Raw genomic sequence first — 22,766 nt, 5'->3', positions numbered from 1 at the left:
GCTTCAGACCCCTTTCAAACGATCGGCTGCCCGCGCGAACAATGTGGGCAGGCCAGCGGTTCCCAATTCGGCGATCGGCCACCATTCGCCCGCCCCCGAATCATCCGGTTCGCCCTCGCTCTTCGCAAGCGCCAATTCCAGCTCGAAATGGGTGAAGCCATGGACGACCGTCTCGTTCAGCATCGTCCAGGGCCCCTTGCCCGGCGCATCGGCCAGGCCCGGCCGATCGTCCTCCCAAGGCCCGGTAGGCAGCGCGCGCATCCCGCCCAGCATCCCCTTGTCCGGGCGGCGGACCAGCCAGACCCGGCCGTCCCGCTCGATCCAGAAGACCGTGCCGTGGCGATAGGGGCGCCTCTTCTTGGGGGCCTTGGCGGGCAGCGTCTCGGCGATCCCCTGCGCCCGCGCGTCGCAATCGGCGGCGAGCGGGCAGAGCAGGCATTGCGGCTTCTTCACGGTGCAGATGGAGGAGCCCAGGTCCATCATGGCTTGCGCGAAGTCCCCCGCGCGCGCGTCCGGCGTGATCCGGTCGGTCGCCTCGCGAATCGCCGGGCGCGCGGCGGGCAGCGGCGTCCGAATCGCGAACAGCCGCGCCACGACCCGCTCGACATTGGCATCGACCACCACCGCCCGCTCGCCGAACGCGATCGCCGCCACCGCCGCCGCCGTATAGGCCCCCAGCCCCGGCAGGTCGCGAAGCGCCGCCTCGGTCGCGGGGAAGCGCCCGCCATGCTCGGCGACCACCGCCCGCGCCGCCTTCACCAGATTGCGGGCGCGGGCATAGTAACCCAGCCCCGCCCAGGCAGCCATGATGTCCTCGTCCGACGCCGCCGCCAGGCTCGCCACATCGGGCCAGCGCTCCACCCAGGCGGTGAAGCGTGGGGTGACCGCCGCCACCGTCGTCTGTTGCAGCATCACCTCGGACAGCCAGACACGGTACGGATCGGGCGTCTCCCCCGGTTTGCTGCGCCAGGGCAGGTCGCGGGCATGCCGGTCATACCAGGCGAGCAACCGGGCGGCGGGCGTATCGGGCGATGATGAATGCTTGGCGTCCACCCGCCCGCTATGGCATGGGGGCGGATATGAGCAAGCGCGTCCGCGCCCCCCAGGAGCCGCCCCCCCGATCGAATCGCCCCCGCGCGGTGTCCGAACTGCTGCCCGCGATCGGCGGCGCGGCCTTTCGCCGCTTCGGCTTCGTGCAGAGCGCGATCGTCAGCCGCTGGCCGGATATCGTCGGTCCCCGCCTGTCGACCGCCAGCGCGCCCGAGTCGATCCGCTTTCCGCAGGGCGAGAAGCAGAATGGCGTCCTGACCCTGGTGGTGCGCGGCGCCCATGCGCCGATGATGCAGCATATCGCGCCCGAGATCATCGAGCGGGTGAACCGCTTCTTCGGCTATCCGGCGGTCGCACGGCTCCAGATCCGGCAGGGCGAACTGCCCATGGCCGCCCCCCGCCGCGCCGCGCCGCCCAAGCCCCAGCCGGTGCCGCCCGAAATGGGCGACGGGCTGCGCCAGATCGCCGACCCGGAACTTCGCGCCGTTCTCGAATCGCTCGCCGCAGGCGTCGCCGCGACGCGCGGCATCCCCAAGGTATCGTGATGCGCCTCTTCCTGTCGCTGGCCGCACTCGGCCTTTCGCTCTCCGTGGCCTCCAGCGCCAATGCCGCCCAGGCGCAGCGCAAGGTCGACTGGACGACCCATATCACCCAGACGCCTGCGGGCGCCTATGTCATCGGCAACCCCGATGCGCGGGTGAAGCTGGTGGAATATGTCAGCTATACCTGTCCGCACTGCGCCGCTTTCGTGAACAGCGCGACGCCGGTGCTGAAGGGCCAGTTCGTCCGCTCGGGCTCGACCAGCATCGAGATTCGCCATTATCTGCTCAACCGGGTCGATCTGGCCGCGTCGCTCCTCGCGCGTTGCGGCGGCGCGGGCAAGTTCGTCGGGCTGACCGAGACGCTGTTCGCGCAGCAGAAGAGCTGGGGCCAGCGCGCCATGGAGTTCGATCAGGCCAATGGCCAGCGCATCGGCACCTATCCGCTCGCGGCGCAGATGCGCGCGATCGCCGATGGCGCCGGGCTGACCGCGATCGGCAAGGCGGCGGGGCTTGGCGATGCGCAGATCACCGCCTGCCTGTCGGACCGCGCCGCCACCGACCGGATCGTCGCGATGACCAGTTCCGCCCCCGAAAGCATCGAGGGGACGCCGGGCTTCTTCATCAACGGCAAACAGGCGATGGGCGTCTTCACCTGGGATCGGCTGATGCCGCTGTTGCGCGCCGCCGGCGCCCGCTAATCTCTTCTTTTTCCTCGGAGCATATGTCGATGAAGTCTCGCCTTCTCCTCCTCGCCCTTCCGCTCGCCCTTGCGGCCTGTGGCGGCGGCAACGGCGACGCCAACAGCACTGCCCCCGCCGCTTCGCCGCTGCCCGCGATCGCCGCCCCTGCGGGCCAGGACTGGACCCAGGTCGTCAGCAAGACCGACGAAGGCTATGTGATGGGCAACCCCAATGCGCCCATCAAGCTGGTCGAATATGGCTCGCGCCTGTGCCCCGCCTGCGGCGCATTCGCGCGTGAGGGTTACGAGCCGCTGACGAACACCTACGTCAAGTCGGGCAAGGTCAGCTGGGAATTCCGCGAATTCCTGATCCACGGCGCGCCCGACCTGCCCCCGGCGCTGCTCGGCATCTGCGCGGGCGAGGCGACCTTCTTCCCGGTGCTGGAACAGATGTACCAGTCGCAGCAGGGCTTCAACGACAAGCTCCAGGCGATGAGCCCCGCGATGCAGCAGCAGCTCCAGAACGCCAAGCCGGTCGATGTCATCAAGGCGCTGGCCGATCAGATGGACCTGATCAACTTCGTCAAGCAGCGCGGTATCCCCGAAGCCAAGGCGCGCCAGTGCCTGAGCGACATGACGCAGATCGACCGCCTGACCAAGCAGACCCAGGATCGCGGCGCCGACGGCACGGTGACCGGTACGCCGACCTTCATCCTGAACGGCAAGCCGCTGAAGGGCGCGATCGGCTGGGCGGACGTGCAGGCGGCGCTGAAGAACGCGGGCGCGTAAGCAGGTCCGACTTTCGGATTGCGGGAAAGGCGGTCGGGCGAAGGTCCGGCCGCCTTTTTCCATGCCCCCCTTCGTACCCCGGCGGAGGCCGGGGCCTAGTTGCCATGTCTCCGATGGCGCGCGAAGCGGATGGCTGGGGAGCCAATGACGAGGCGGATCGCTGGGCCTCCCCCGCCTGTTTCGACGCCCTCCTCAGGCGCATCGAAACTGGGCCCCGGCCTTCGCCGGGGAACCGGGCCTTCCGATCGCTTCCCACCCCACCCCCCGTTCGCATTGTTCGGGGTCGAGGTGCGCGCCCCGCCGATTGAACTGCGCACTACCCATGGCCTTCGACTGCGCTCAGGCTGAACGGATGCAGGGAGCGGGGCACCGGGCTCGATCCTGGAAGGTAAGCCTCACGCCCCACCGCCGTTAGCACTGAGCGAAGTCGAAGTGCACGCCCCGCCCTCCCCCCGAGCGAGTCCCGTGGCCTTCGACTTCGCTCAGGCTGAACGACGATCGGGGAAGGTAAAGCGCACGCAAAAAAGGCCCGGGGATCATTCCCCGGGCCTTCTCTGGCTGTACCGCAAGGACAGGCCGGTCCGGTTCCCGGCGGGCAAGCCCCGCCGGTCCCCGATCCGACTTAGAAGTCCATGCCGCCCATGCCGCCCATGCCGCCACCGGCGGGCATGGCGGGCTTGTCTTCGGGCAGCTCGGCCACGGTGGCTTCCGTGGTGATGAGCAGACCCGCGACCGACGCCGCGTTCTGGAGCGCGGTGCGGACGACCTTGGTCGGGTCGATCACGCCGGCGGCGACCAGGTTCTCATAGGTGTCGGTCGACGCGTTGAAGCCGAACGAGGTGTCGTGCTGGTCGAGCAGCTTGCCCGACACGACCGCACCGTCATGACCGGCGTTCTGAGCGATCTGGCGAACCAGCGCGGTCAGCGACTTGCGAACGATGTCGATACCACGGGTCTGGTCGTCGTTGACGCCCTTGACGCCGTCGAGCGCCTTGGTCGCATAGAGCAGCGCCGTGCCACCACCGGGGACGATGCCCTCTTCGACGGCCGCGCGGGTCGCGTGCAGCGCGTCGTCGACGCGGTCCTTGCGCTCCTTCACCTCGACCTCGGTCGCACCGCCGACCTTGATGACGGCCACGCCGCCAGCGAGCTTGGCCAGACGCTCCTGGAGCTTCTCGCGGTCGTAATCGCTGGTGGTGTTCTCGATCTGCGCACGGATCGCCTCGGTGCGGCCCTTGATCGCTTCGGCATCACCCGCGCCATCGACGATGGTGGTGTTGTCCTTGTCGATCGTGACGCGCTTGGCGGTGCCGAGCATGCCGACGGTGACGGTTTCGAGCTTGATGCCCAGGTCTTCCGAGATCAGCTCGCCCGCGGTCAGGATGGCGATGTCTTCCAGCATCGCCTTGCGACGATCGCCGAAGCCCGGCGCCTTGACCGCCGCGACCTTCAGGCCGCCGCGCAGCTTGTTGACGACGAGCGTGGCCAGAGCCTCACCCTCGATGTCCTCGGCGATGATCAGGAGCGGCCGGCCCGACTGGACGACGGCTTCCAGGATCGGGAGCATCGCCTGGAGGTTCGACAGCTTCTTCTCGTGGATCAGGATGTACGGGTCGTTGAGTTCGACCGTCATCTTTTCCGGGTTGGTGATGAAATAGGGCGACAGGTAACCACGGTCGAACTGCATGCCCTCGACGACGTCGAGCTCGAATTCGAGGCCCTTGGCCTCCTCGACGGTGATGACGCCTTCCTTGCCGACCTTTTCCATGGCTTCGGCGATCTTCTCGCCGACTTCACGGTCGCCGTTCGCCGAGATGATGCCGACCTGGGCCACTTCCTGGCTGCCCGAGACGGGCTTGGAGCGCGACTTGATGTCCTCGACGACCTTCGTGACGGCGATGTCGATGCCGCGCTTCAGGTCCATCGGGTTCATGCCGGCCGCGACCGACTTCATGCCCTCGCGGACGATTGCCTGGGCCAGGACGGTCGCGGTGGTGGTGCCGTCACCGGCGATGTCGTTGGTCTTCGACGCCACTTCGCGCACCATCTGCGCGCCCATATTCTCGAACTTGTCCTTGAGTTCGATTTCCTTGGCGACCGAAACGCCGTCCTTGGTGATGCGCGGGGCACCGAACGACTTGTCGATCACGACGTTGCGGCCCTTGGGGCCCAGCGTGACCTTGACGGCATCGGCGAGGATGTCGACGCCCTTCAGAATGCGCTCACGCGCGTCGCGCGAAAACTTGACTTCCTTGGCTGCCATGGTGGCTACCCTTTCTCTGAAATTTCGTCACCCCAGCGAAGGCTGGGGTCTCGTGCGGGAGAAGATGCCAGCCTGCGCTGGCATGACGGGACTGTCCTCAGCCGATGACGCCGAGAATGTCCGATTCCTTCATGATCAGCAGGTCTTCACCGTTCACCTTGACCTCGGTGCCCGACCATTTGCCGAACAGGATGCGGTCGCCCGCCTTCACGTCCAGCGGGGTCAGCTTGCCGTCTTCGGCCTTCGCACCCGAACCGGCGGCGACGACTTCGCCCTCCTGGGGCTTTTCCTTGGCGGTGTCGGGGATGATGATCCCGCCAGCCGTCTTTTCCTCGGCCTCGACGCGACGGACGAGAACGCGGTCGTGCAACGGACGAAAGTTCATTGCCATGTCCCTTTATCTGGCATGTTACACTTTTCTGGCACTCGAGCCATGCGAGTGCCAACACCCCGGATATGTGAACGACGGTTCAGGGCGTCAACGGTCCATCCCAAAAAATTTCGACGGGCCGCCCGAAAGCCGGGAACAAAATCATAGGCCATCCACATCCGTATTGGCCCCATAATACGGGCCATTGCCCAGCCTTCGCGGCTGGGCTAGCCATGCCTGATGACCGACGCTCGCGCAGACGCTCTTCCGCCCGCCTCCCCGCTCGACCAGGATTTCAGTCGCCCGGGGCGCAAGCCCGGCAAGCGCAGCGGCTGGCGGATCGTCAAGGCGGCGTGGCGGCTGCTGGTGGGGATCAAGGATTTCCTGGTCCTGGCGGCGATGCTGCTGTTCTTCGGACTGATCTTCGCAGCGCTCAATGCGCGGCCGGGGACGAAGGCGATCAGCGACGGCGCGCTCCTCCTCAAGCTGGACGGCCCGATCGTCGAACAGCCCGAGACGATCGCGCCGCTCGCGCTGCTGTCGGGCGGCGACACGCCGCGCCAATATCGCCTGCGCGACGTGGTGCGCGCGATCGACACCGCCAGGGGCGATGGCCGGGTGAAGCTGCTGGTCCTCGACCTCGACGCGTTCGGCGGCGCCTATCCGGCGACGTTGCAGGAGGTCGGCGATGCGATCACCCGCTTCCGCAAGAGCGGCAAGCCGGTGCTGACCTATGCCACCGCCTATACCGACGGCGCCTATCGCCTGGCATCGAATGCCAGCGAGATCTGGGTTAATCCGCTGGGCGGCACGCTGTTCGCGGGGCCGGGCGGCAACCAGCTTTACTATAAGGGGCTGATCGACAAGCTGGGCGTCAACACCCATGTCTATCGCGTCGGCAAGTTCAAATCCTTCGTGGAGCCCTATATCCGCACCGACCAGAGCCCCGATGCGCGCGCCGCGTCGCAGGCCCTGTACGGTACGCTGTTCGCCCAGTGGCGCGAAGCCGTCGCCAAGGCGCGGCCCAAGGCGCAGATCGACGCCTTCCTGTCGCAGCCCGACCGCGCGGTGCTCGCTACCCACGGCAATATCGCCGAGGCCAATCGGAAGGCCGGGCTGGTCGACAAGCTGGGCGACCGCATGGCCTTCGGCAAGCGGGTGGCGGAGATCGCCGGGGTCGAGGCGAACAAGCCCGCGGGCAGCTTCCGCACCATCTCCTATGCCTCCTGGGTACGTGCCAATCCGCTGCCCACCAGCGGCGACGCGATCGGCGTGCTGACCGTCGCGGGCGATATCGTCGATGGCGAAGCGGGCCCCGGCACCGCCGCCGGAGAGACGGTGTCCAAGGCGCTGCTCGACGGGCTGGCCGCCAAGAAGCTGAAGGCGCTGGTCGTGCGCGTCGATTCGCCGGGCGGCTCGGTGCTGGCGTCCGAGCAGATCCGCCAAGCGATCCTGGAGGCCAAGCGGCAGAAGCTGCCGGTCGTCGTCTCGATGGGCGGTCTGGCCGCGTCGGGCGGTTACTGGGTCTCGACCCCCGCCGACATAATCTTCGCCGAGCCGGGGACGATCACCGGGTCGATCGGCATTTTCGGCATCATCCCGACCTTCGAGAACACGCTGGCCAAGATCGGCGTGACCACCGACGGGGTGAAGACCACGCCGCTGACCGGCCAGCCGGACGTGCTGGGCGGCACCACGCCGATGCTCGACACCATCCTTCAGGCGGGGATCGAGAATGGCTATCGCCAGTTCCTGACCCGCGTCGCCCAGTCACGCCACATGACGCCGGAAAAGGTCGACACCATCGCGCAGGGGCGGGTGTGGGACGGCGGCACCGCGCGTCAGATCGGCCTGGTCGACCGCTTCGGCAATCTGTCCGACGCCATCGCCGAGGCTGCGCGCCGCGCCAAGCTGGACCCCGCCAAGGTCCATGCCGAATATCTGGAGAAGAAGCCGGGCTTCGCCGCGATGCTGGCCGAAGGGTTCGACAGCGACGATGACAGCCAGCAGGGCGGCGACGTCTTCGCCATCGCCGCCGCCGAACGCCGTGCGGTCGTGGCGCGGGCGCTGGGCGACGTGACCCGGCTGGTGCGCGGCGGGTCGGTGCAGGCACGTTGCCTGGAATGCGGTGGCCTGGGCCCGATGGCCAGGCCGGGCGATCAGCGGTTGCTCGACATGGTGATCGCGAAGCTGGGGCTGTAACGCCCCCCACCCCCCGTTCAGCCTGAGCGAAGTCGAAGGCCACGCCCCGCCCGATCGGCAAGCGTTATCCCATGCACTTCGACTTCGCTCAGTGCGAACGGGGTGTGGGATTGGCACTTCCCGAACCGCCGCCCTTCACGCTAGGCAGGTCCATCACTTCCGGAGTCCCCGCCCAGCATGATCGCCATCCGCGCCGCCCGCCCCGATGACGCCGCCGCCATCGCCGCCATCTATGCCCCGCATGTTCTGGCCGGTGTCGTGTCGTTCGAGACCCAGGCCCCGGATGCCGACACGATGCGCGCGCGGATGGAGGGGGCGGACGGCCTTTATCCCTGGATCGTCGCGACCCTGGCGGACGAACAGGGGAATGAGGAGGGCGTGATCGGCTATGCCTATGCCGCCCGCTTCCGCGAGCGCGAAGCCTATCGCTGGGTGGTGGAGACGACCATCTATGTCGCCGACGTGTCGCAGCGTTCGGGCATCGGACGGCTGCTTTACGAGGCTTTGGTCGACACGCTGACCGCGCAAGGATTCACCCAGGCGATGGGCGTGATCGCGCTGCCCAATGACGGTTCGATCAAGCTGCACGAAGCGGTCGGTTTCCGCCGCGCGGGCGTGTTCCGCGAGGTCGGGCACAAGCATGGCCGCTGGATCGACGTCGGCTATTGGCAACGCGAACTCGCCGAACCCGCCCCCCATCCCGCCGAACCCAAGCGCTTCGCCGATGTCGGCGTGGTCCGCGATCCGGTGTCGGCGAAGCATCGCCAGGGCTGATCGACCCTCACCCGTCAGCGGAATACAAAGAACGCCCCGCCGGGCTTCCAATCGATCCGCTTGATCCAGACCGAGGCGACGGGCTGGCCATCGGCGGCGATGGCGGGCCGAAACCTGGCTCGCTTCGTCGCCGCTTCGCAGGTCGCGTCCTGGAACGCCTTGTCGCCCCCGGCCTTGGCCACTTCGCATTTCTGGACATTGCCGTCCGTTCCGACCAGCAGGCGAATGATGACGGCGCCCCCCATGCCCATCTGGCTCAATCCCGCCGGATAATCGTCGGGCCGGAACCAGCTGACAGGGCTCTCGACGGGCTCCGGCCCACTCTTCAACTGGCGTTGCTGAACCGGATCGAGCCCCCAGGAGGCGATCAGATTGTCCGAACATTTGTCGAGCGCGGCGAGCGCGTTCGCCATCGCCCCCAAATCCAGCCGGATGGCGTAGCGTCGCACGAAATTGATGCCCAACATGGTCGGCTTCCCCGCCGCGACATCCCCGCGCAAAGCCTTGGGCAGATCGACATCGGGACTGAACCGAAGCGTGGCGGGCGTGTTACGCATCCCCGCAAAGCCCTGCGCCCGCATGCCGGGGACTTCGGCGACGGTCGATGTCGACACCGACACCGCCTGCTTTTCATCGGTCGCGGGAATATGCGGCCCGGCCAGCGCCATTTCCAACCGGTCCAGGACATCATAGCGCGCGATCTGGAGCAGGATCTGCTCCTTGCCCTCACCGAACGTCCGCAACAGGCGGCATTCGGTCGGCGCGTAATCCATGTTCCATTTGGACGTCGGCACCATGGGAGGCTTGGGCTCCGCAGCGAAGAGCATGGACGATGTCATCGTCCCCAATATCGCCGCGCCCCCGGCAAGTGCCAAAGCCATTCGACCGCGCATCATTCCCCTCTCCCTCGGTTCGACCGGACCGGCCGATCGCCCGGCAGGATGCCATGACCCGTCCCACGGCCCAACGATATTGTGAAGCACTCGGCCTTTTCCTCTGCCGCCCTGTCCCCACCATACCAATCTAAGGCTTGGCTTTGCGCACCCGCTTTGGCTAACGCCGTGGGTGAACCCCGTTGGGGACGCTAGAAAGGAACAGGCATCATGGCTGCCGACTGGTCGACGATCGAATCGCTCCCGCAGACCCCGCTTCTCGATCTTTTCGCGAATGATCCCAATCGGCTGGCATCGCTCAGCCTGGACGTGGCGGGTATCCATTTCGACTGGTCCAAGACCCATCTGACGCCCGACGCGGTCGCCGCCTTCGCCGAACTGGCCAAGGCCAAGGGGCTGGCCGCCAAGCGCGACGCGCTGTTCGGCGGCGAGGTGGTCAACGTGACCGAAGGCCGCGCGGTCGAGCACACCGCCGAGCGTGGCGAGGGCAAGGCCGAGAGCGTCGCCACCGCCCGCCAGTCCCACGCCCGGATGCGCGCGCTGATCGACGCGATCGAGGCCGAGGCGCTGGGGCCGATCCGCCATGTCCTGCATATCGGCATCGGGGGCTCGGCACTTGGCCCCGACCTGCTGGTCGACGCGCTGGGGCGTGACAGCGACCGCTACGACGTGGCGATCGTGTCGAACGTCGACGGCGTCGCGCTGGAGGAGGTGTTCAAGCGCTTCGATCCCGCCGCCACGCTGCTGGTCGTCGCGTCCAAGACCTTCACCACCACCGAGACGATGCTCAACGCCACCTCGGCGCTGCAATGGATGACCGAGCATGGGGTCGAGGATCCCTATGGCAAGGTGATCGCGCTGACCGCCAACCCCGACAAGGCGGTCGAATGGGGCGTGGACGAGACGCGCATCCTGCCCTTCGCCGGGTCGGTCGGCGGGCGTTATTCGCTCTGGTCGACCATCGGTTTCCCGGCCGCTTTGGGCCTGGGCTGGGATGCGTTCGAGGAACTGCTGGAGGGCGCGGCCGAGATGGATCGCCATTTCCGCCTGACCGACCTCAGCCAGAACGCCCCCGCGCTCGCCGCCTTTGCCGACCTTTACTACACCCAGGTCCGCCATGCCGAGACGCGCGCGCCCTTCGCCTATGACGAGCGGCTTCGCCTCCTGCCCTCCTATCTCCAGCAGTTGGAGATGGAATCGAACGGCAAGGGCGTGACGGTCGATGGCCAGCCGGTCGGCCGTCCCACCGCCGCGATCACCTGGGGCGGGGTCGGCACCGATGCGCAGCATGCGGTGTTCCAGTTGCTCCATCAGGGCACCCACCTCGTCCCCGTCGAGTTCATCGCCGTCATCGAGCCCGGCGATGTGCTGAGCGAGGATCATCATCGCCAGTTGCTGCTCAACGCCTTCGCGCAGGGGGCCGCGCTGATGAAGGGCAAGACGGTCGACGATCCCGCGCGCAGCTATTCGGGCGACCGTCCCTCCTCGACCATCCTGCTCGACACGCTCGACCCGCGCACGCTCGGGGCGCTGATCGCGTTCTATGAGCACCGTGTGTTCGTGAACGGCGTGCTGCTGGGCATCAACAGCTTCGATCAGTTCGGCGTCGAACTGGGCAAGGAAATGGCCAAGGCGGCGGATCAGGGCGGGCAGGACTTCGACCCCTCGACCGAGGATTTGATCCAGCGGGCGTTCGGCGCGTAACATTCCTCCCCTGCAAGGGGAGGTGGCAGGGCGCAGCCCTGACGGAGGGGTGTCACCGCCAGCGACCATGCCCCTCCACCACGCCCTTCGGGCGCGGTCCCCCTCCCCAAGCACAGCTTGGGGAGGAATTTGAATTTCCGATCACTGTCAGGGGGACGCTGAACTTGGCTCGGCGTCCCCCGTTGTGCTTTTAGGGGGACCTGTCGTCCCCAATTCCCCGGAGAAGTCTTTCCCATGGCTGAGTATGACTATGACCTGTTCGTCATCGGGGCGGGCTCCGGCGGCACGCGGGCGTCGCGGGTCGCGGCGGCGCATGGCGCGCGCGTGGCGGTGGCCGAGGAATACCGCGTCGGCGGCACCTGCGTCATTCGCGGCTGCGTGCCGAAGAAGCTGCTCGTCTATGGCGCGCATTTCGCCGAGGACCTGAAGGACGCGCGCCGCTTCGGCTGGCAGGTGCCCAGTGACTGCGAATTCTCTTGGGAGACGCTGCGCGACAACGTCCTGTCCGAAGTCGATCGGCTGAACGGCGCCTATAAGAAAACGCTGGAAAGCCACAATGTCGAGATCATCGATCAGCGCGCCACCGTCACCGGTCCGCACAGCGTCCGCCTGGCCGACGGGACCGAGAAGACCGCCGAGCGCATCCTGATCGCGGTCGGCGCGCACCCCGCCGTTCCCTCCTGTCCCGGCCACGAACATGGCATCACCTCCAACGAGGCGTTCCATCTCGACAGCATCCCGAAACGGGTGCTGATCGCGGGCGCGGGCTATATCGCCAACGAATTTGCCGGCGTCTTCCATCAGTTCGGCGCGCATGTGACCCTGATCAACCGCAGCAAGGAGATCCTGCGCGGATACGACCTGACCATCCGCGACCGGCTGCTCCAGATTTCGATGATGAAGGGGATCGAGTTCCGCTTCGACGCGACGTTCGAGGGGATCGAGAAGCAGGCGGACGGCTCGCTCAAGGTCTCCATGTCGGGCCACGCCCCGATCGAGGTCGATCTGGTCATGTTCGCGACCGGTCGCGTGCCCAACACCCATGGCCTGGGGCTGGAAACGGCGGGCGTCGAATTGGACGATCACGGCGCGGTGAAGGTGGATGAGGACAACCGCTCGACCTGCCCCAGCATCTATGCGGTGGGCGACGTCACCAACCGGGTGCAACTGACCCCCGTCGCGATCCGCGAGGGACAGGCCTTCGCCGACACCATCTTCGGCAACAAGCCGACCAGGGTCGATTACGAATGCATCCCCGCTGCGGTGTTCAGCCATCCGCCGATGGCGGGCGTCGGCCTGACCGAGGCGCAGGCCAAGCAGAAACTGGGGTCGGTCCGCGTCTACACCTCCGACTTCCGCCCGATGAAGAATGTGCTGGCGGGCCGCGAGGAGCGCTCGCTCTACAAGATGGTGTGCGACGGCGACACCGACCGGGTCGTGGGTCTGCACATGATCGGGCCCGACGTGCCGGAAATCCTTCAGGCCGCCGCCGTCGCGGTCAAGGCGGGTCTGACCAAGGCGCAGTTCGACGCGACCGTCGCGCTGCACCCGACCATGGCCGAGGAACTGGTGCTGATGCGCTGAACCCGCCTTGCGGGATGGAGCGGATGCCGCTCTGTCCCGCCAAGGCACAAAGGGCCGATATGTGACAAATTATATATCGCGCTATATTTTATCGCGATTTAATATTCGGACGGTATAAGCAAGGCCGACTCGATGCGCGGGCTTTGGGCAGGATGGCCATGGAAAGCGGAATGAACGATCAGACCACCACGTTCGAACAGGTGATCGCACTCGCCATCGCGGCGATGGAGGGCGCGGATGCGCTGGGCCACAGGCTGGCGGGCAATCACATCGCGGCCGGTCTCGACATGCTACGCGCCGCCCATCGAAAGCGGGAAGACGAGCGCCTTTCGGCCTGAGCCCGGTCGGCCAGGGTCGGCTCGGTCAGACCGCCTCCTCCATCCCGTCGTCAGCGCGCTGGCGCGACGATAGGCGGGGTGGTCGTCCCATCGATGACCGCGACGGCCCGATCGAAATCGCCATAGCCCGCCATATGGCCTTGATCCGGCGTCACGGTCACGCCGAACGCGCGATTCGCCGCCTCCTCCAGCATTCAGCGAGCGATCCGGCCGCGTGACCGAGGGTTGGTATAGAGCATCAGGTCGGCGGCCATTTCGTCTCTATTGCGATCACGATTGCGCTGGCGCGGTCATGCGCGATCCAGATGACGGTGCAAAAAGGCGATCGTCCGGTCCCAGGCCTGCTTCGCGGCAACGGCATCATAGCGTTGGGCGGAGCCGTCATTGTTGAAGGCATGATCGACGCCCGGATAGGTGAAGGCCTCGACCGGCTTGCCCGCCGCCCGCAAGGCCGTGACCCAGGGTTCGCCGGTCGCGTTCACCCGCGCATCCTTGCCCGCATAATGGAGCATGAGGGGCGCTTGCACCCTGGCGGCCTCCGACGGGGCGGGAGCGGGTCCATAATAGGCGACGCCCGCCGCTAGGGCCGGCCCCGTCGCCACCGCCAGCCGGTTGACGAACGCCCCGCCCCAGCAGAACCCCACGGCACCGACCCGGCCGGTGCCCGCCCTGTCACGGGCGGCATGCTCGATCATCGCCCGCGCCTGGGCGAGCGCCAGATCATAGTCGAGCGAGCCGATCAGCGTTCGCGCGCGATCCTCATCGGCCGGGGTGCCGCCTTGCGGTGCGAGCAGATCGGGCGCGACGGCATGGAAGCCCGCCAGCGCCATACGCCGCGCGACATCCTCGATATGCGGGGTGAGCCCCCGATTCTCATGGATGACCAGCACCGTGCCCAGCCGCTTCTTCGCGCCCTTGGGCATCGCGATATAGGCCGCCGAGCGGGCGCCCGCCTCCATGCCCTCCCGCCGGTCGATGCGCAGGCGCGTGTCATGCGGATCGACGATCGCAGCCGCCACCGGGCTGGCGGCGATCCCCAGGATCAGCGCCTCTGCCGCCGCCACCGATCCCGCCAGCGCGGTCATCTGGCGAAGCAGGGTTCGCCGGTCGTGATGCTCATGGGTGAAGGCGTCGTAAATCCGGACGGCCTGGTCGTGCAGCGCATCGGTCATGCGGACTTCCTCCCTTCGGCCTGGTCGGTCGTTCGCTGGGACGCGGGTGATGGCCGTGAGAGGAGTGTAAACGGCGTGGGATCAGAGGGCTAGTGCGGGATTGGGGTACAGGGATTCCCGTGGCCTTCGACTTCGCTCAGGCCGAACGGACGTTGGGGGGCAGGAAGACCTGGAGCCGATCCGAGCCCCTCCCCTTCAGGAGAGGGGTGGCTCGACCTGCTATCATCCCGATCCAGGATATCAGGCGAGGCGATTCAGAGACATGGCCCCCAACCACCGTTCCGCCTGAGCGAAGTCGAAGGCCACGCGACCACCCCAAAGAAAAAGGACCGCCCCCGTGTCAGGAACGGCCCTTTCCGCAACCGGAAACCGGATCAGGCCCCGAGCGGACTCGGCGAACCGAAGGGCCCCGCCCCGCGACGGGTCTTCGGGATCGACGTCCCCGCCTTGGCGATCGGCACCGCCTTCGCCTTGGGATCGTCGCGACCGATATCGTCGCCCGCGATCAGCTTCTTGATCTCATCGCCCGACAGCGTCTCATATTCGAGCAGCGCACCCGCCAGCAGATGAAGCTGGTCGACATGCTCGGTCAGGACATGCTTGGCGCGGTGCAGGCCGCCCTCGACGATCGACTTGATCTCGTCGTCGATCAGTTGCGCGGTCTGGTTGGACATGCGCACCGGCTGGCTGGACGAATAACCCAGGAAGCTTTCGCCTTCCGGCTGCGCATATTCGACCGGGCCGACCTTGTCCGACATGCCCCATTTGGTGACCATGTCGCGGGCGAGACCCGTCGCATATTGAATGTCGCCGCTGGCACCGCTCGACACCTTGTCATAGCCGAAGATGATTTCCTCGGCGACACGACCGCCCATGGCGACCGCCAGGTTCGCGTACATCTTGTCGCGGTGATAGCTGTACGAATCCCGCTCGGGCAGGCGCATCACCATGCCCAGCGCGCGGCCGCGCGGGATGATCGTCGCCTTGTGGATCGGGTCCGAGGCGGGTTCGTGCAGCGCGATGATGGCATGGCCCGCCTCGTGATAGGCGGTCATCCGCTTCTCGTCCTCGGTCATGACCATGGAACGACGCTCCGCGCCCATCATGACCTTGTCCTTGGCTTCCTCGAACTCGGCATTGGCGACCAGACGCTTGCCCTTGCGCGCCGCCATCAGCGCCGCCTCGTTGACCAGATTGGCCAGGTCCGCTCCCGAAAAGCCCGGCGTACCACGCGCGATGACGCGGGCGTCGACGTCGGGGGCCAGCGGCACCTTCTTCATATGGACTTCGAGGATCTTCACGCGGCCATCGATGTCGGGACGCGGCACCACGACCTGACGGTCGAAACGGCCGGGACGCAGCAGCGCGGGGTCGAGCACATCGGGGCGGTTGGTCGCGGCGATGATGATGATGCCCTCATTGGCCTCGAAACCATCCATCTCGACCAGCAGCTGGTTCAACGTCTGCTCGCGCTCGTCATTGCCGTTGCCCAGGCCCGCACCGCGATGGCGACCCACCGCGTCGATTTCGTCGATGAAGACGATGCAGGGGGCGGACTTCTTGGCCTGCTCGAACATGTCGCGCACGCGGCTGGCGCCGACGCCGACGAACATCTCGACAAAGTCCGAACCCGAAATGGTGAAGAAGGGCACGCCCGCCTCACCCGCGATCGCGCGGGCGAGCAGCGTCTTGCCGGTGCCCGGCGAGCCGACCAGCAGCGCGCCCTTCGGAATCTTGCCGCCCAGACGGGCGAACTTCGACGGGTCCTTCAGGAACTCGACGATTTCCTGCAACTCGTCGCGCGCCTCGTCGATGCCGGCCACATCGTCGAAGGTCACCTTGCCCTCCTTCTGGGTCAGCATCCGGGCGCGGCTCTTGCCGAAGCCCATCGCGCCGCTGGCCCCGCCGCCCTTCTGCATCTGGCGCAGCACGAAGAAGGCGATGCCGATGAACAGGATGAAGGGCAGCGAATTGTACAGCATCAGCATCCAGACCGAGGGCGCTTCCTCGGTCTTGGCGGTGAAGGTCACGCCCTGCTTGCGCAGGCGCGGGATCAGTTGCGAATCGGGAACCGGCGTGGTCTTGAACCGCTCACCCGACGACAGCGTACCGGTGATCGTATCGCGCGAGATGGTGGCGGTCTTCACCGTCCCCTCGTCCACCTTGTCGAGGAAGGTGGAATATTCGATCTGGTTGCCGCTCTGCGCCGAGGAACCGGCGCCCGACAGACTGACGAACAGGGCGAGCGCCATCAGGATGCCTACCCAGATCAACAGGCTCTTCATCCAGGGGTTGCCGCCCCCATTGGGATCGGGGCTCTGCTGCTTGTCGTTGTCATTCATAGGTGCCGGATACCTTTCAGCCACCAAGATAGGCATGGCGAGGTTAATGGCAATGGAACAACGCCGATCAATGTGATCGGTGGGACGGACTTCATTCCTCCCTGCGCGAAGCGCGGGGAGGGGGACCGCCGCGAAGCGGTGGTGGAGGGGCATCAAGGCCTGCCATATGGCGCATCGATAGCGACATGGCCCCTCCACCCCCGCTGACGCGGCGGTCCCCTTCCCCAAGCAAGCTTGGGGAGGAATTGGAGGATCAACCCGTTCGGCGCGGGGGTGCGGGGCGGAAGCGCCAGACGCCGGAGCGAACGCTGGCGATCACCCCCGCCTGGGTCGCGCGGCTGCCATGGTGGAGCGCTTCGAGCAGCTTCTCGATATTGCTGCCCTCGCTCCAGGCGGGCGACTCGATCGCCGCGGCGGCACGGACCGTGCCGATCGCGCGGCGGGCCAGCCTGCGCCCCAGTTCGCGGGGCAGGTCGGCGGCCTGGATGCGGACATTGTCGCCGTCTATCTGAACCCGCTGATCCCATAGCCAGTCGACGGTCGCGCGAAGATCGGTGTCCGCCTCCGCCAGTTGCTGCGCCGCACGCGCCAGTTGCGCCACGCCCAGCCATTCATGGCCGTCGAGCAACTGGCGGAACCGGGTGCGGTCGTGACGCGGATCGTGATTGGCGGGATCGTCCACGAACGGCGCTTCCGCCCGCCGCACGATCTGGCGCAACTCGGCCCGTCGCCAGTCGAGCAGCGGACGCAAGACCACCGCGCCCGCGATCACCGTCCGCGCACGCACGCCCGACAGGCCCGACAGCCCCGCCCCGCGCGCCGCGCGCATCAGGAAGGTCTCCGCCTGGTCGTCGGCATGATGCGCGGTCAGGATCGCCGCCGCGCCGATGGCCCGCGCCTGTTCGGCGAGCAGCGCATAGCGGGCGTCTCGCGCCTGCGCCTGGATGCTGGCCCCCGCGATTGCCTCCGAAGGGCGTAAGGCGTGATGCGGCACGCCCAGCTTCGCGCAATGCTCCGCCACCATCCGCACCTCATCCGCCGCCTCGGGGCGAAGGCCGTGGTCCACCGTCGCCACCGCGATCCGTCCCGGCAGCGCCGCCGCCGCCAGCGTCAGCATCGCCATGCTGTCGGGACCGCCCGACACGGCCAGCAACAGGGGCGCCGCATCGGCGGAAGGATCGTGAAGAAGCGTCAGATCGGCGGCAAAGCGCGCAATCTGATCGACGGCCGTGGCATCGGTGGCCATGATGCTCTCAAATCTGGTCAGGGACGCGCGCGCTCTGGCCCTTCCGGAGGACGGGCGCAAGGGATTTTGCGCTGGCCATCGTCACCGAACTCCTCCCCTGCAAGGGGAGGGGGACCATGCGAAGCATGGTGGAGGGGTGTCCCCGTTGGCCGTGACACCCCTCCGTCAGGGCTTCGCCCTGCCACCTCCCCTGCAAGGGGAGGAATGATCATCGATCACTGGCACTTGGCGGCGGTGCGTCCGGCGGTGATCTGCGACTTCATCGAAGCGGACAGCTTGGCGCCGTACACGTCGGACAGTTCGTCATAGACCTTGCAGGCGTCGGCGGCCTTGTTCAGCTTGGTCAGCGCCTGGCCCAGATAGAGCAGGCTGTCGGGCGCGCGCTCGCCGTCCGGGAATTTCTTGTAATTCTCGTAGAACGCCATCGACGCCAGGCTGGGCTTGCCGGAGTCGAGATAGGTACGGCCCAACAGATTCTGGGCATAGCTGGCGCGGCGGCTCTTGGGATAATCCGCGACCACCTTCTTCAACTGCGTCTCCGCCTCGGCATAGCGCTTGGCCGTCCACAGGCGATAGCCATAGAGATAGGCGTCCTCCGCCGCATCACCGGTCGAGGGCTTGTCCACCGCCGCGCCACCCGTCGCGGGGGCGGTGCTGGCGGTGTCGCCGGTCACGACCGAAGCCGCCGCCGGACTCTTGCCGCCCGTGGACGCCGCCGGGGCCGAATCGAGCGGCGCGCTCTGCCCGGCGGGCGCGATCGGCGCGGGGCCGGACTCCAATGCCTTCAGCCGCGCCTCGGTGCCGCGCCTATAGGCGTCGAACTGGTCCTGAAGCTGGCGGGTGCGATAGCCATTCTGTTCGATCTGACCGGTCAGGCTCGCCATCTGCTCTTCCAGCGAGGTGACGCGCGCGGTCAGGTCGCTCAGCGCGCTCGACGCGGGAACGCCGGGGGCCTGCGCCTGGGTCTGCGGCGCGGTGATCTCTGGCTGGACATAGCCGCCCGCGCCGTTCGGAAACACCTTGCGCTGGACCGCGCGCATTTCGCTTTCCAGCTTGCCGACGCGGCCCTCGACATTGGACTGCGCCATGGCGGCGGTCGGCAGGATCGTCAGGGCCGCGATCCCGGCCAGCAACAGATTACGCATCGGTCTCACCCCCCGCTGGGCATCATCAAGAACATAACGGACGCTATCCTGCTCCGTCACGGCTGTCTCCAGCCTGAAGGAGCCGGCCCCTTACAGATCGGCCGGGGCCGTGGTGGCGGTGGTCGGCGATGGCGCGGGGGCCGGAGCCGTATCGCCCGCCTGCTCCGACGAAGGCCATCGCGCCGACCGCTCGCGCGTCGTGCTGCGGCCCGTGCCGGTCGCCGCCGTCGTGGCGGACGGCACGTGCGCGCCGGACAACCGCGCCGCGATCGAGGCGGGGTCGAGCCGCACATCCTTGATCGCCCGCGATCCGTCGCCCAGCGGCGCAAGCTCCTTGCCGTCCAGCGTCACGCCCAGCTTGTCGGGACGCCCCACATTGAGCAGCGGCCCCTTGGCATTGGCAGGCACCTCATATTGTTCGCCGGGCTTCAGCGTGCCCATCTTCAGCGTGACATTGTCCGCATCATAGACCCGCAGCCAGACCTCGCCCTTGGCGGTCAGCACCACCTTGCCCGCCGTCACCGGGGTCGGGCTGGGCGCCGGGGCGGCTGCGGCCTCGGTCGCGTTGGTCAGCGGGGTGGCGGCGGGCACCTCCTGCGCGGTGCGGTCGCGGCGGAACAGGTCGGTTCCGTACCACAGCCCCGCGATGATCAGCAGCGCCAGCGCCAGCCCGACCCCGACGATCGCCAGACCGCGCGAGGGAACGCGGGCGGGATCGGCGATATCCTGCGGCACATATTCGGTGGTACGGCGACCCAGCCGGTCGACATCGGCACGCACCGCCTGTGCGATCGCGACCTCGTCCGCGCCGACCGCACGGGCATAGGCCTTGGCGAAACCGACCGCATAGGTGGCCGACGGCAGGCTCTGATAATCGGATGCCTCGATCGCCGCGAGATGGCGACTGGGGATGCGGGTGCGAGCCCCGATATCGCCCAGCGAAAGCCCCTGCGCCTCACGCGCCGTGCGCAGGACGTCACCGGCGCGGGCAGGTGCCGCCGGTGCGGCATCGTGGCCGGGATTGACCTCGTCCATTCTCAACTCCGAAGTGACCATGGCCCACCCCATGATCGCGGTCGTTCTTTCAGAGCCCCGTGCGCAAGTCAACGCGGGGCCCCGGCTTGATTTAGGCCAATTCCACACCGTTCGTCGCAGCCCAGGCACCAAGCGCCCCGCGCATGTCGCGCACGGGATGGGCCAGCAGCCGCGCCATCTCCTTGGCGATCGCCGAACGGTCGAGCGAGCGGATCATCGCCTTGACCGGCCCCACCGCGGCGGGCGTGATCGACAGGCGTTCGATGCCCAGCCCGATCAGCGCCATCGCCTCCAGCGGACGCCCGCCCATCTCACCGCATACGCCGATCGGCACCCCCGCCGCGCGGGCGGGATCGACCACCCGGCGGAGGAAGCGCAGGATCGACGGGCTCAGCCAGTCGTAACGCTCGGCCAGCTTGGGATTGGCGCGATCGGCGGCGAACAGGAATTGGGTCAGGTCGTTCGTGCCGATCGACAGGAAATCGACGTTCGGCAGGATCAGGTCGAGCTGTTCGGCGAGCGCGGGCACCTCCAGCATCGCGCCGTAGCGCACGTCGATCGGCGGGCGACGCCCGCGCGCGCCAAGCCAGGCCCGCTGTGCCTCGAACAACGCCTTGGCCTCGTCGAACTCCCAGGCCTCCGACACCATCGGGAACATGATGTGGAGCGTGCGTCCCGCCCCCGCCTCGATCAGAGCGCGGGCCTGCGCCTTCATCAGCCCTTCGCGTTCCAGCGCGAGGCGAAGCGCGCGCCAGCCCATCGCCGGATTCTCTTCATCCGCCGCATCGGTGTTCAGATAGGGCAGCGCCTTGTCCCCGCCGATATCGATGGTGCGGAAGATCACCGGCCGGTCGCCCGCCGCCTCCAGCACGTCGCGGTACAGCCGCTGCTGCCGCTCGCGCTGTGGCAGGGTGGCCGATACCAGGAACTGGAATTCGGTGCGGAACAACCCGATCCCGTCCGCCCCCGTGGTGTCGAGCGCGGCGGCGTCGTCGCGAAGCCCGGCATTGACCATCAGCGTGATGCGGCGACCATCCTTCGTCACCGGCGGCACGTCGCGCAGCGCCGCGAAGGCCGCGCGCCGCTTCTGCCGGAGTTGCAGCTTCGCCTCGAACGCCTCCTCCATCGCGGCGGTCGGGCGGACCAGCACGCTGCCCTCGGTCACGTCGAGCAGCAACTGGTCGCCATCGGCGATCTGCCGCCGCATGTCGCGCACGCGGCCCAGCACCGGCACGCCCATCGCCCGCGCGACGATGATGACATGCGCGGTCAGCGACCCTTCCTCCAGGATCACGCCCTTCAACCGCCGCCGGTCATATTCCAGCAATTCGGCGGGCCCCAGATTGCGCGCGAGCAGGATCGTATCCTGCCGCAGCCCGAGTTGCGCCGCCGTGCCCATCTGGCCCGAGACGATGCGGAGCAGCCGGTTGGACAGATCCTCCAGATCGTGCATCCGGTCGGCGAGAAGCGGGTCGTCGATCTGGCGCATCCGCTGGCGGGTACGCTGCTGCACCCGCTCGATCGCGGCCTCGGCGGTCAGGCCGCTATCGATCGCCTCGTTGATCCGCCTTGCCCAACCCTCGTCATAGGCGAACATCTTATAGGTCTCGATGACCTCGACATGCTCGCCCGCGACGCCGAACTCGGCCTCGCGCGCCATGCGGTCGATCTGTTCGCGCATCTTGTCGAACGCGGCATAGACGCGGCGACGCTCGGCATCGATATCCTCGGCAACCGTATGCTCGATGACGATGCGCGGCTGGTGATAGACGGCGAAACCGCTGCCCATGCCGTCGACCAGCTTTTGTCCGCTCAAGCGGACCGAAGCGGTCATCTGCGGCCGCGTGCCCGCCGCCCCCGCCGCATCGATCAGCCCGGCATTGGCGATCAGTTCGGACAGCACCATCGCGACGGTCTGCAAAGCCTCGATCTCGACATCGGCATATTTGCGCGGTTCGCTATGCTGGACCGCCAATACGCCCACCGCCCGCTCGCGCCGGATGATCGGCACGCCCGCGAAGCTGTGGAACCGGTCCTCGCCCGTCTCGGGCTTATAGGCGAAGTCGGGGTGGCTGGCCGCTTCGTCGAGGTTCAGCACCTCGACATCCTCGGCGATGGTGCCGACCAGCCCCTCGCCCAGCGCCATCTTGGTGACGTGCACCGCCTCCTCGGCCAGCCCGCGCGTCGCGAACAGTTCCAGCACCCCTTCGCGCAGCAGATAGATGGAACACACCTCGCTGCCGATCGCCTCGCCGATGATCTGGACGACCTGGTTCAGCTTGGCTTGGGCGGTGGTGCGCGACGCCATGACGTCGTGCAGACGAACGAGGATCTCGCGGGCGGATGCGGCGGCCGAAACGGGCATGGCGACAGGGCTAACAGACGGGATGCGGGGGTGTCATGTCCTAATATCGCGGCACCGTGCCTTTTGGCCATCGGGCGACCCGAACAAAGTCGCTGATATGTATCATGTTTCAAATATTTATCAGGAACAGCGGAGGAAACGACCGGTTGCGTCAAGATCAGTCACGGGAGAGTAGCATGCCCAAATTCCTAACCCTCGCGCTTATCCTCGGCGCCGCCGCCGCGCCCGCCATCGCACAGACCCCGCCGCCCCCTCCCCCCGCCGCCGCCAAGG

At 67.3% G+C, this 22,766-nt stretch carries 19 protein-coding genes; 8 read left to right on the top strand and 11 right to left on the bottom strand.

Translation table 11 applies throughout. From position 1 onward, the window contains the following. Positions 1-3: 3 nt before the first annotated feature. Positions 4-1,053, bottom strand: coding sequence for an A/G-specific adenine glycosylase (gene mutY / locus SM191_RS11020; RefSeq protein WP_341506242.1), 1,050 nt, complete (start codon positions 1,051-1,053; stop codon positions 4-6). Between the two features lie 26 nt (positions 1,054-1,079). On the opposite strand from mutY, the gene SM191_RS11015 reads away from it, so the two are divergent. From SM191_RS11015 to SM191_RS11005, 3 genes are read left to right on the top strand one after another with little or no spacing between them, the layout of a single operon-like run. Beyond that, positions 1,080-1,595, top strand: coding sequence for a DUF721 domain-containing protein (locus SM191_RS11015; RefSeq protein WP_341506241.1), 516 nt, complete (start codon positions 1,080-1,082; stop codon positions 1,593-1,595). Further along, the gene (locus SM191_RS11010) at positions 1,595-2,290 is read left to right on the top strand and encodes a DsbA family protein (RefSeq protein ID WP_341506240.1); all 696 of its coding nucleotides are present in this window, start codon (positions 1,595-1,597) and stop codon (positions 2,288-2,290) included. Before SM191_RS11015 ends, SM191_RS11010 begins: the two co-directional genes overlap by 1 nt. A gap of 29 nt (positions 2,291-2,319) precedes the next feature. Continuing rightward, positions 2,320-3,060, top strand: coding sequence for a DsbA family protein (locus SM191_RS11005; RefSeq protein ID WP_341506239.1), 741 nt, complete (start codon positions 2,320-2,322; stop codon positions 3,058-3,060). 622 nt (positions 3,061-3,682) lie between these two features. On the opposite strand, the gene groL is transcribed toward SM191_RS11005, so the two are convergent. Both groL and groES read right to left on the bottom strand, forming a co-directional pair. Further along, positions 3,683-5,323 carry a chaperonin GroEL gene (gene groL / locus SM191_RS11000; protein WP_341506238.1) on the bottom strand — a complete coding sequence of 547 codons (1,641 nt, stop codon included), beginning with the start codon at positions 5,321-5,323 and terminating at the stop codon, positions 3,683-3,685. Between the two features lie 97 nt (positions 5,324-5,420). After that, positions 5,421-5,708: a co-chaperone GroES gene (gene groES, locus SM191_RS10995; RefSeq protein ID WP_267435017.1), complete on the bottom strand. Its 288-nt coding sequence runs from the start codon at positions 5,706-5,708 to the stop codon at positions 5,421-5,423. A gap of 225 nt (positions 5,709-5,933) precedes the next feature. Between groES and sppA the strand changes: the two genes are divergently transcribed. Continuing rightward, a complete protein-coding gene (sppA, locus tag SM191_RS10990; protein ID WP_341506237.1) occupies positions 5,934-7,895 on the top strand; it encodes a signal peptide peptidase SppA in 1,962 nt (653 codons plus the stop codon). Between the two features lie 177 nt (positions 7,896-8,072). Beyond that, positions 8,073-8,669: a GNAT family N-acetyltransferase gene (locus SM191_RS10985; RefSeq protein ID WP_307002456.1), complete on the top strand. Its 597-nt coding sequence runs from the start codon at positions 8,073-8,075 to the stop codon at positions 8,667-8,669. Positions 8,670-8,683: 14 nt separating this feature from the next. Here SM191_RS10985 and SM191_RS10980 read toward each other — a convergent pair whose 3' ends face one another. Further along, positions 8,684-9,565, bottom strand: coding sequence for an energy transducer TonB (locus SM191_RS10980; protein WP_341506236.1), 882 nt, complete (start codon positions 9,563-9,565; stop codon positions 8,684-8,686). 207 nt (positions 9,566-9,772) lie between these two features. On the opposite strand from SM191_RS10980, the gene pgi reads away from it, so the two are divergent. The 3 genes from pgi (at position 9,773) to SM191_RS10965 (ending at position 13,188) form a co-directional block, all read left to right on the top strand. Next, positions 9,773-11,266, top strand: coding sequence for a glucose-6-phosphate isomerase (pgi, locus tag SM191_RS10975; RefSeq protein ID WP_341506235.1), 1,494 nt, complete (start codon positions 9,773-9,775; stop codon positions 11,264-11,266). 234 nt (positions 11,267-11,500) lie between these two features. Continuing rightward, positions 11,501-12,850, top strand: a complete 1,350-nt coding sequence (gene gor / locus SM191_RS10970) for a glutathione-disulfide reductase (protein ID WP_341506234.1) — start codon at positions 11,501-11,503, stop codon at positions 12,848-12,850. A gap of 170 nt (positions 12,851-13,020) precedes the next feature. Further along, positions 13,021-13,188 (top strand): hypothetical protein, encoded by a 168-nt coding sequence (locus SM191_RS10965; RefSeq protein ID WP_307002464.1) that lies wholly within the window; start codon positions 13,021-13,023, stop codon positions 13,186-13,188. Positions 13,189-13,238: 50 nt separating this feature from the next. Here the strand turns inward: SM191_RS10965 and SM191_RS10960 are convergent, their stop codons facing one another. The 7 genes from SM191_RS10960 to ptsP form a co-directional block, all read right to left on the bottom strand. Further along, complete coding sequence (locus SM191_RS10960; RefSeq protein WP_341506233.1) at positions 13,239-13,382, bottom strand: hypothetical protein; 144 nt, start codon at positions 13,380-13,382, stop codon at positions 13,239-13,241. Between the two features lie 96 nt (positions 13,383-13,478). Continuing rightward, positions 13,479-14,360: a dienelactone hydrolase family protein gene (locus tag SM191_RS10955; RefSeq protein ID WP_341506232.1), complete on the bottom strand. Its 882-nt coding sequence runs from the start codon at positions 14,358-14,360 to the stop codon at positions 13,479-13,481. Between the two features lie 374 nt (positions 14,361-14,734). Continuing rightward, positions 14,735-16,702, bottom strand: coding sequence for an ATP-dependent zinc metalloprotease FtsH (gene ftsH, locus SM191_RS10950; RefSeq protein WP_307002470.1), 1,968 nt, complete (start codon positions 16,700-16,702; stop codon positions 14,735-14,737). Between the two features lie 253 nt (positions 16,703-16,955). Beyond that, positions 16,956-17,948, bottom strand: a complete 993-nt coding sequence (tilS, locus tag SM191_RS10945; protein WP_341506231.1) for a tRNA lysidine(34) synthetase TilS — start codon at positions 17,946-17,948, stop codon at positions 16,956-16,958. Positions 17,949-18,163: 215 nt separating this feature from the next. Next, positions 18,164-19,093, bottom strand: coding sequence for a tetratricopeptide repeat protein (locus tag SM191_RS10940; protein ID WP_307002472.1), 930 nt, complete (start codon positions 19,091-19,093; stop codon positions 18,164-18,166). Positions 19,094-19,183: 90 nt separating this feature from the next. After that, positions 19,184-20,128 carry a helix-turn-helix domain-containing protein gene (locus SM191_RS10935; protein WP_341506230.1) on the bottom strand — a complete coding sequence of 315 codons (945 nt, stop codon included), beginning with the start codon at positions 20,126-20,128 and terminating at the stop codon, positions 19,184-19,186. A 91-nt stretch (positions 20,129-20,219) separates the two neighbouring features. After that, on the bottom strand, positions 20,220-22,493 hold the full coding sequence (ptsP, locus tag SM191_RS10930) for a phosphoenolpyruvate--protein phosphotransferase (RefSeq protein ID WP_307002476.1): 2,274 nt from the start codon (positions 22,491-22,493) through the stop codon (positions 20,220-20,222). Positions 22,494-22,766: the final 273 nt, after the last annotated feature.

It is taken from the genome of Sphingomonas sp. 2378, assembly GCF_038084995.1.
GTDB lineage: Bacteria > Pseudomonadota > Alphaproteobacteria > Sphingomonadales > Sphingomonadaceae > Sphingomonas.
This window is presented reverse-complemented; position numbering and strand designations above follow the sequence as displayed.

Excerpts from the sequence above, each read along its gene's own strand:
- SM191_RS11010 (WP_341506240.1), top strand. The coding sequence starts at position 1,595 with ATGCGCCTCTTCCTGTCGCTGGCCGCACTCGGCCTTTCGCTCTCCGTG.
- ftsH (WP_307002470.1), bottom strand. The coding sequence starts at position 16,702 with ATGAATGACAACGACAAGCAGCAGAGCCCCGATCCCAATGGGGGCGGC.
- SM191_RS10935 (WP_341506230.1), bottom strand. The coding sequence starts at position 20,128 with ATGGACGAGGTCAATCCCGGCCACGATGCCGCACCGGCGGCACCTGCC.
- pgi (WP_341506235.1), top strand. The coding sequence starts at position 9,773 with ATGGCTGCCGACTGGTCGACGATCGAATCGCTCCCGCAGACCCCGCTT.
- sppA (WP_341506237.1), top strand. The coding sequence starts at position 5,934 with ATGACCGACGCTCGCGCAGACGCTCTTCCGCCCGCCTCCCCGCTCGAC.
- groL (WP_341506238.1), bottom strand. The coding sequence starts at position 5,323 with ATGGCAGCCAAGGAAGTCAAGTTTTCGCGCGACGCGCGTGAGCGCATT.
- groES (WP_267435017.1), bottom strand. The coding sequence starts at position 5,708 with ATGAACTTTCGTCCGTTGCACGACCGCGTTCTCGTCCGTCGCGTCGAG.
- SM191_RS10960 (WP_341506233.1), bottom strand. The coding sequence starts at position 13,382 with ATGCTGGAGGAGGCGGCGAATCGCGCGTTCGGCGTGACCGTGACGCCG.
- SM191_RS10980 (WP_341506236.1), bottom strand. The coding sequence starts at position 9,565 with ATGATGCGCGGTCGAATGGCTTTGGCACTTGCCGGGGGCGCGGCGATA.
- tilS (WP_341506231.1), bottom strand. The coding sequence starts at position 17,948 with ATGGCCACCGATGCCACGGCCGTCGATCAGATTGCGCGCTTTGCCGCC.
- SM191_RS10965 (WP_307002464.1), top strand. The coding sequence starts at position 13,021 with ATGAACGATCAGACCACCACGTTCGAACAGGTGATCGCACTCGCCATC.
- gor (WP_341506234.1), top strand. The coding sequence starts at position 11,501 with ATGGCTGAGTATGACTATGACCTGTTCGTCATCGGGGCGGGCTCCGGC.
- SM191_RS10955 (WP_341506232.1), bottom strand. The coding sequence starts at position 14,360 with ATGACCGATGCGCTGCACGACCAGGCCGTCCGGATTTACGACGCCTTC.
- SM191_RS11015 (WP_341506241.1), top strand. The coding sequence starts at position 1,080 with ATGAGCAAGCGCGTCCGCGCCCCCCAGGAGCCGCCCCCCCGATCGAAT.
- SM191_RS10985 (WP_307002456.1), top strand. The coding sequence starts at position 8,073 with ATGATCGCCATCCGCGCCGCCCGCCCCGATGACGCCGCCGCCATCGCC.
- SM191_RS10940 (WP_307002472.1), bottom strand. The coding sequence starts at position 19,093 with ATGCGTAATCTGTTGCTGGCCGGGATCGCGGCCCTGACGATCCTGCCG.
- SM191_RS11005 (WP_341506239.1), top strand. The coding sequence starts at position 2,320 with ATGAAGTCTCGCCTTCTCCTCCTCGCCCTTCCGCTCGCCCTTGCGGCC.
- ptsP (WP_307002476.1), bottom strand. The coding sequence starts at position 22,493 with ATGCCCGTTTCGGCCGCCGCATCCGCCCGCGAGATCCTCGTTCGTCTG.